Genomic DNA, 7,320 nt, shown 5'->3' with positions numbered 1-7,320 from the left:
ACTACGCAGGCACTGGTGATACTGGCCCGCAAACTTGCCCGGATCGTATTTGCACTGCTGAAAGGGCAGAGCGAATACCAACCAAAAGCAGGTTGAGGGCTTTCCCTCAACCATAGAATCTCCCACAGGGATTGTGTTGTTTAGTTAGCGGGGCTGTAACGCCGGACACCGGATTCGGCCACCGGAATCTGCGCCGCCGTGCTGCCGGACGCCTGGAACAGCACCAGGTGTTCAGCTGCGACACGAATACCCACCTCCGTCCCAACCTGACGATCGACATGGCTCGGGAAAATCGATTCCAGCTGTGCGCCTGTCGGCAGTTGCAAGCGATACAGGGTCGATGCGCCCAGGAACGTCTTGCCGGCGATTCGTGCCTTCAGTGCGCTGTCCGGTGCATAGACGATATCGTCCGGGCGCAGCAGCACGTCCACAGCGCCGCCTACCGGCCAGGTGTAGGCCCGATTGCCGCGCAACTCACCCAGCTCGGTTTGCACCGATTCGGGGCTGCTCAACTGACCGCGAATGAAATAGCCCTGGCCGATGAAACTCGCCACGAAGGGGGTCAGCGGTTCGTGATACAGGTTGTAGGGCGTATCCCACTGCTCCAGGCGACCTTCCTTGAACACGCCAACGTGGTCGCTGACCGCGAAGGCTTCTTCCTGGTCGTGAGTCACCAGAATCGCGCTGGTGCCACGGGCTTTGAGGATGTCGCGTACTTCATGGCTGAGCTTGCGGCGCAATTCGCCATCAAGGTTGGAAAACGGTTCGTCGAGCAACAGCAGTTGCGGTTCCGGCGCCAGGGCGCGGGCCAGGGCGACACGTTGCTGCTGACCACCGGAAAGCTCGTGGGGGAAACGCTTGCCGAGGTTCTTCAGGTTGACCAGTTCCAGCAACTCTTCGGTCACGCGATCCTTTTGCGGATGCTTGCGAATGCCGAAGGCAATGTTGTCGGCCACGCTCAAATGCGGAAACAGCGCGTAGTCCTGGAACACCATGCCGATGCGACGCTTCTCCGGAGCGAGGGTGAAACCGGCGCTGGAGATGGTCTCGCCAGCCAGCTGGATTTCGCCTTCGTGTACCGGTTCGAAACCGGCAATCGCCCGCAGGGTGGTGGTCTTGCCGCAGCCCGACGAGCCCAGCAGGCAACCGATGTCGCCTGCGTTCAGGTGCAGGTTGAGGTTCTGCACCACGCGCTGGTCTTGATAGCCGCAGGCGAGGTTGCGCAGGTTAAGCAGTAATGGCTGGCTCATGCGTGGTGATACGCCGGTTCGACGAGGAACTCGAGCAGGGCTTTTTGCGCGTGCAGACGGTTTTCGGCTTGATCCCAGGCCACCGAGCGTTTGTCGTCGAGCAGGTCGACGCTGATTTCCTCGCCACGGTGCGCCGGCAGGCAGTGCATGAACAGCACGTCTTCAGCGGCCAGGTCGAGCAGGGCGCGGTTGACTTGATACGGTGCGAACAGTTGCAGACGCTTGGCGGTTTCCTCTTCCTGGCCCATGGAGGTCCAGACGTCGGTGCTCACCAGGTGTGCACCACGCACGGCTTCCTTCGGGTCGCGAACGATGGTGACCCGATCGCCGGCCTTGGCCAGGAACACCGGGTTGGGTTCGTAGCCTTCAGGGCAGGCAACGCGCAACTGGAAGTCGAACTGGATCGCCGCTTCTATATAGCTGTTGCACATGTTGTTGCCGTCGCCGATCCAGGCCACGGTCTTGCCCTGGATGGAGCCGCGGTGTTCGAGGAAGGTCTGCATGTCCGCCAGCAACTGGCACGGGTGCAGGTCATCGGACAGGCCGTTGATCACCGGCACGCGGGAGTTGGCGGCGAATTCGGTCAGGTTGCTGTGGGCAAAGGTACGGATCATCACCGCATCGAGCATGCTCGACATGACGATGGCGCAGTCGCCGATCGGCTCGCCACGGCCTAGTTGGGTGTCACGGGGCGACAGGAAGATCGCCTGGCCACCGAGCTGGATCATGCCGGCCTCGAAGGAGATCCGGGTACGGGTCGAGGATTTCTCGAAAATCATTCCCAGGACGCGGTTTTTCAGAGGCTCGAACAGTACGCCGCGGTTACGCAGGTCCTTGAGCTCAACGCCTCGACGGATCACGCTGACCAGCTCTTCGGGCGTGCAATCCATCAGGGAGAGAAAGTGCCTTGCGCTCATCATTGACTACCTTTTTGCTACAAACCGCAGATGCTCAAAGCCTTGTTTAACGGAACAACGGGCGAGACCTGCGGCGTAAGCCGCACGGGGCGACGAAATAGGGGAAGGCGCGATCTTATAATTAAATGTCGCGCCTTACCAATAGGGCTACAGTTTTTAGGGAGTTTCAGAGGTGCTACGGGTTCACCGAGGTAGCGCTTTTGAAGTCTGTTTCCTGATAGCAGTGGTTCATTTGTACACCGGCCTCTCGGGGCTTGGCAATCAGGCGGGGCGGCAATGGTGCGCTGACAGTCGGTTTCTGACCTGTCATTCATCAGCACCGGGCTCGACGAACGCTGGCGCCTGATCGACGAACTGAGCGGCGTGCAGGGCCCCCACGGGCCGATTGAAACCCTTCAGGAAATCCAGTTGCAGGCGCTGCCCAGGCGGCCTTCGAACTGAACTCTGATGGCTATCGGCTGGCCTGATAACCCTCGATTCACAAGACGAACGTCGCTGGCGCGGTGTCGGGTCTGGCGCCATAGTTTTGTTTCCGCGGCCAACGCTGCCCGCCCATAACAAGACAGAAACTGGCCATGACCAAGACTCTCCATCACCGTGCGTGCCATTTGTGCGAAGCCATCTGTGGCTTGACCATCGAAACCACCAGGGGCGAAGGCGGTAACGTCCAGATCATTTCGATCAAGGGCGACCCCCAGGATACGTTCAGCCGTGGGCACATCTGTCCCAAGGCCGTGGCGTTGCAAGACATTCAGAACGATCCGGATCGCCTGCATCAGCCGATGCAGCGGGTGGGCAATGAGTGGCAGCCCATCGAGTGGGAAGCGGCATTCAATCTGGTCGCCGAACGCCTCGCCGCCATTCAGGAGCGTCACGGGCAAAACGCCGTGGCGGTCTATCAAGGCAACCCGAGCGTGCACAATTACGGGCTGATGACCCACAGCAATTACTTCCTCGGCCTGCTGAAAACCCGCAATCGGTTTTCCGCGACGTCGGTCGATCAATTGCCCCATCACCTGACCAGTCATTTGATGTATGGCCACGGTCTGTTGCTGCCAATCCCGGACATCGATCACACTGATTTCATGCTGATCCTGGGCGGCAACCCGCTGGCTTCGAACGGCAGCATCATGACCGTGCCGGATGTGGAAAAACGCTTGAAGGCGATACAGGCCCGGGGCGGCAAAGTGGTGGTGGTCGATCCGCGCCGTAGTGAAACGGCGGCGATTGCCAACCAGCATCTGTTCGTGCGCCCGGGTGGTGATGCCGCGCTGTTGTTCGGCATGCTCAATACCTTGTTCGCTGAAGGTCTGACCCGCGACAGCCATCTGCCGGTGGACGGCCTGGAGGACGTGCGGGAGGCCGTCGCGTCGTTCACCGCCGAGGCCATGAGTCCGTTGTGCGCCGTACCGGCCGAACAGATCCGCCAGTTGGCGCGGGACTTCGCCGCGGCACCGAGTGCAGTCTGCTATGGCCGCATGGGCGTTTCGACCCAGGCCTTCGGTACGCTGTGCCACTGGGTGGTGCAGTTGATCAATCTGGTTACCGGTAATCTCGATCGCGTGGGGGGGGCCTTGTGCACCGAGCCGGCGGTGGATCTGGTGGCGTCGACCTCGGGTGGGCATTTCAATCTGTGGCAGAGCCGGGTCTCCGGGCGCCCGGAATACGCCGGAGAATTACCTGTCTCGGCGCTGGCCGAAGAGATGCTCACCGAAGGGGAAGGGCAAGTCCGGGCGTTGATTACAGTGGCAGGCAATCCGGTGCTGTCCACGCCCAATGGCCGAAAGCTCGAGCAGGCGCTGGACGGGCTGGAGTTCATGGTCAGTATCGACCTGTACATCAATGAAACCACGCGTTACGCCGACCTGATCCTGCCGTCCACATCGGCGCTGGAAAACGACCATTACGACACCACGTTCAACCTGTTTGCGGTGCGCAACGTCAGCCGTTTCAACCGCGCCATCCTCGCCAAGCCCGAAGGTGCATTGCACGACTGGGAGATCTTCGTCGGGCTGGCCAAGGCATTTGCCGCCAGGACCGGCAAAGAGTTGAAGCCCACCATCGCCCCTGCGCAAATGATCGATCGCGGCCTGCGCATGGGGATGTACGGCGACACGTCAGAGCACAAGCTGTCGTTGGCGACTTTGTTCGATCATCCCCATGGTGTCGATCTGGGAGCGCTCAAGCCTAACCTGGCACCACGCCTGAAGACTGCCAATCAACGCATCCAGGCCGCGCCGGCCGCGATTCTCGCTGACCTGGCGCGCTTCGCAGCCTTGCGGGCGCCGGCTGCCGACGAGTTGTTGATGATTGGCCGTCGGCATGTACGCAGCAACAACTCATGGATGCATAACTATCATCGGTTGGTGAAGGGCAAGCCACGTCACCAGTTGCTGATGCATCCGGACGATCTGGCCAGTCGCGGGCTCAGCGATGGGCAACGTGTGCGGGTCAGTTCACGGGTGGGGGTGATTGAGGTCGAAGTGCTTGGCAGTCTGGACATGATGAAAGGCGTGGTCAGCCTGCCCCACGGCTGGGGTCACGCGCGGCCGGGCGTGCAAATGACGATTGCCAGCAGCCAGCCGGGCTCCAGCGCCAACGACCTGACCGACGACTGCCAGCTTGACGAGCTGTCGGGAAATGCTGCACTCAATGGTGTGCCGGTGACCGTGGCGGCGGCTTGAATCAGTCTGACGGAGAGACCGAGCAGGGCGCTCGGCTTTCCGTTACAATGCGCCACCGTGCCGACCCATGAGTCGGAAAGTTCAGCCGAGGTGCTCCATGGATATCATCGAAACGATTAAAGAGCAGATTGCCAACAACACCATTCTGCTTTACATGAAAGGCTCGCCGAATGCCCCGCAGTGCGGCTTCTCCGCGAAAGCCGCGCAGGCCGTGATGGCGTGTGGCGAAAAGTTTGCGTACGTGGACATCCTGCAGAACCCGGAAATCCGCGCCAACCTGCCAAAATACGCCAACTGGCCAACCTTCCCACAGCTGTGGGTTGCCGGTGAGCTGGTCGGTGGTAGCGACATCATGACTGAAATGGCTGCTGACGGTTCGCTGCAGAGCCTGATCAAGGACGCTGCCGCCAAGGCCGCTGCTCCAAAGACCGAAGCCTGATTCGCTTCTGCCCGGGTTTCGGTAAACCTGAATCCCGGGTAACAAAAAGCCCCGCCACTCGAAAGAGGGCGGGGCTTTTTATTGCATCGAGATTAATGACGTAGAACTTACTCGTCTTCGCCCATCTGCGATTGCAGGTAGTTCTCAAGACCCACTTTATCAATCAGGCCCAACTGGGTTTCCAGCCAGTCGATATGTTCTTCTTCGGACTCGAGGATATCTTCAAGAAGTTCACGGCTACCGAAGTCGCCGACTGTTTCGCAATGAGCGATGGCTACTTTGAGATCCGCGTGACCGATGCGTTCGATACGCAGGTCGCACTCAAGCATTTCCTTGGTGTGTTCGCCGATATGCAGCTTGCCCAGGTCCTGGACGTTCGGCAGGCCTTCGAGGAACAGGATGCGCTTGATCAGCTTGTCCGCGTGCTTCATCTCGTCGATGGATTCGTGGTACTCGTGCTTGCCGAGCTTGTTCAGGCCCCAATCTTCATACATGCGCGCATGCAGGAAATATTGATTGATCGCGACCAGTTCATTGGCGAGGATCTTGTTGAGATGCTGGATGACTGTAACGTCGCCTTTCATGATGGGGTCCTGCCCTGTATTAGCTGTCAATAGAGCAGAGTTTGAGCCGGGTATTTAAGAGTGTCAAACCTAAGTTATTGAAACTTAAATGAAAATTAATCGGAATAAGAATGTTTGTGTTCCGCGTCTAGAGCATAACTAGTTGATTTTGAGGCACAAAAAAAACCGGACATATGTCCGGTTCTTTGAAATTCGATATTTAAGCCGCGGTAAATTCTGCTGGAAAAGGAATTGCAGCCTGGGCCGTTTGCAGTTTGGTCAGGGTCTCGCGGACCACTTCCTTGGCAAGGCAGGCACATTTGCCGCATTGACTGGCAACGCCGGTAGCCACACGGACTTCCTTGTAGCTGCAGCATCCTTCATAGATCGCATCGCGGATTTGACCGTCGGTGACGCCAGTGCAGAGGCAAACATACATAAGGAAGGTCCGTCGCTGATTGTGACTCAATTGCGATGGATCTTAATGTTAACGAGAATGATTGTCAAAGTGGTTTCAGAACACTTTTCGCCATAAGCGGGTATGGCTGACGAACGGTCGGCCTGGCAAATCAGTGATACAAAACCGTCGGGGATTTCATCGTACAGGGAAAAAACAGCTAAGCCAGCTCAAACACGCGGTGTATGATGGCCGGTCTTTTGCGACCGGGGATCGTGTCACAGGGCTGTCGCCTCAGGGTGGCAGGCTGATGCGAACCCTGTTTCTCACGCTATTACACCAGGAGATATCCAATGAGCGTACTCGTAGGCAAGCAAGCCCCTGACTTCACCGTACCGGCCGTACTCGGCAATGGCGAGATCGTTGACAGCTTCACCCTGTCTTCGGCGATCAAAGGCAAATACGGCCTGGTGTTCTTCTACCCACTGGACTTCACCTTCGTTTGCCCGTCCGAGCTGATCGCTCTGGACAACCGCATGTCTGAGTTCAAGGCACGCAACGTTGAAGTGATCGCTGTTTCGATCGACTCGCACTTCACCCACAACGCATGGCGCAACACTCCAGTGAACAATGGCGGTATCGGCCAGGTTCGCTACACCATGGCTGCCGACATCAAGCAGGACATCATGAAGGCCTACGACGTTCAGTCCGCTGACGGCGTGGCTTTCCGTGGCGCGTTCCTGATCGACGACAAAGGCGTTGTCCGCTCGCAGATCATCAACGACCTGCCGCTGGGCCGTAACATGGAAGAGCTGATCCGTCTGGTCGACGCTCTGCAATTCCACGAAGCGCACGGCGAAGTCTGCCCTGCCAACTGGAAGAAAGGCGACAAAGGCATGAACGCTTCGCCAGAAGGCGTTGCGGCTTACCTGACCGAGCACGCTGCCGCTCTGTAAGGCGCACGCTCCAGCTATAAAAAGCAGGTACAAAAAAACCGGCCATCGAGGCAGGTTTTTTTATGGGCGGGATAACGCCGGGACTGTGTAGGAGCAAGCTCGCTCCTACAACAC

Annotated in this window: 7 protein-coding genes and 1 pseudogene; 4 read left to right on the top strand and 4 right to left on the bottom strand. The window is 58.5% G+C overall.

Features of this window, described 5'->3' with window-relative positions; genetic code table 11:
• Window positions 1-96 (top strand): annotated as a pseudogene (locus tag KGA85_RS11495) (IS110 family transposase); the annotation flags it as partial.
• A 44-nt stretch (window positions 97-140) separates the two neighbouring features.
• On the opposite strand, the gene KGA85_RS11490 reads toward KGA85_RS11495, so the two are convergent.
• On the bottom strand, window positions 141-1,250 hold the full coding sequence (locus KGA85_RS11490; RefSeq protein ID WP_223459684.1) for an ABC transporter ATP-binding protein: 1,110 nt from the start codon (window positions 1,248-1,250) through the stop codon (window positions 141-143).
• Window positions 1,247-2,167, bottom strand: a complete 921-nt coding sequence (gene argF / locus KGA85_RS11485; protein ID WP_223532204.1) for an ornithine carbamoyltransferase — start codon at window positions 2,165-2,167, stop codon at window positions 1,247-1,249. Before argF ends, KGA85_RS11490 begins: the two co-directional genes overlap by 4 nt.
• A 575-nt stretch (window positions 2,168-2,742) precedes the next feature.
• On the opposite strand from argF, the gene KGA85_RS11480 reads away from it, so the two are divergent.
• Complete coding sequence (locus tag KGA85_RS11480; protein ID WP_223459680.1) at window positions 2,743-4,851, top strand: molybdopterin oxidoreductase family protein; 2,109 nt, start codon at window positions 2,743-2,745, stop codon at window positions 4,849-4,851.
• A 97-nt stretch (window positions 4,852-4,948) separates the two neighbouring features.
• Window positions 4,949-5,290 carry a Grx4 family monothiol glutaredoxin gene (gene grxD / locus KGA85_RS11475; protein ID WP_007971318.1) on the top strand — a complete coding sequence of 114 codons (342 nt, stop codon included), beginning with the start codon at window positions 4,949-4,951 and terminating at the stop codon, window positions 5,288-5,290.
• Window positions 5,291-5,397: 107 nt separating this feature from the next.
• Here the strand turns inward: grxD and bfr are convergent, their stop codons facing one another.
• Window positions 5,398-5,874 (bottom strand): bacterioferritin, encoded by a 477-nt coding sequence (gene bfr, locus KGA85_RS11470; protein ID WP_046026484.1) that lies wholly within the window; start codon window positions 5,872-5,874, stop codon window positions 5,398-5,400.
• A gap of 199 nt (window positions 5,875-6,073) precedes the next feature.
• A complete protein-coding gene (locus tag KGA85_RS11465; protein ID WP_008053520.1) occupies window positions 6,074-6,292 on the bottom strand; it encodes a bacterioferritin-associated ferredoxin in 219 nt (72 codons plus the stop codon).
• 311 nt (window positions 6,293-6,603) lie between these two features.
• On the opposite strand from KGA85_RS11465, the gene KGA85_RS11460 reads away from it, so the two are divergent.
• On the top strand, window positions 6,604-7,206 hold the full coding sequence (locus KGA85_RS11460; RefSeq protein ID WP_007985868.1) for a peroxiredoxin: 603 nt from the start codon (window positions 6,604-6,606) through the stop codon (window positions 7,204-7,206).
• Window positions 7,207-7,320 lie beyond the last annotated feature (114 nt).

Origin of the sequence: Pseudomonas sp. GL-B-12 (assembly GCF_019955895.1) — a bacterium.
GTDB lineage: Bacteria > Pseudomonadota > Gammaproteobacteria > Pseudomonadales > Pseudomonadaceae > Aquipseudomonas.
This window is presented reverse-complemented; position numbering and strand designations above follow the sequence as displayed.

Coding starts and splice junctions, on each gene's coding strand:
- KGA85_RS11490 (WP_223459684.1), bottom strand. CDS start 1,250: ATGAGCCAGCCATTACTGCTTAACCTGCGCAACCTCGCCTGCGGCTAT.
- argF (WP_223532204.1), bottom strand. CDS start 2,167: ATGAGCGCAAGGCACTTTCTCTCCCTGATGGATTGCACGCCCGAAGAG.
- KGA85_RS11480 (WP_223459680.1), top strand. CDS start 2,743: ATGACCAAGACTCTCCATCACCGTGCGTGCCATTTGTGCGAAGCCATC.
- grxD (WP_007971318.1), top strand. CDS start 4,949: ATGGATATCATCGAAACGATTAAAGAGCAGATTGCCAACAACACCATT.
- bfr (WP_046026484.1), bottom strand. CDS start 5,874: ATGAAAGGCGACGTTACAGTCATCCAGCATCTCAACAAGATCCTCGCC.
- KGA85_RS11465 (WP_008053520.1), bottom strand. CDS start 6,292: ATGTATGTTTGCCTCTGCACTGGCGTCACCGACGGTCAAATCCGCGAT.
- KGA85_RS11460 (WP_007985868.1), top strand. CDS start 6,604: ATGAGCGTACTCGTAGGCAAGCAAGCCCCTGACTTCACCGTACCGGCC.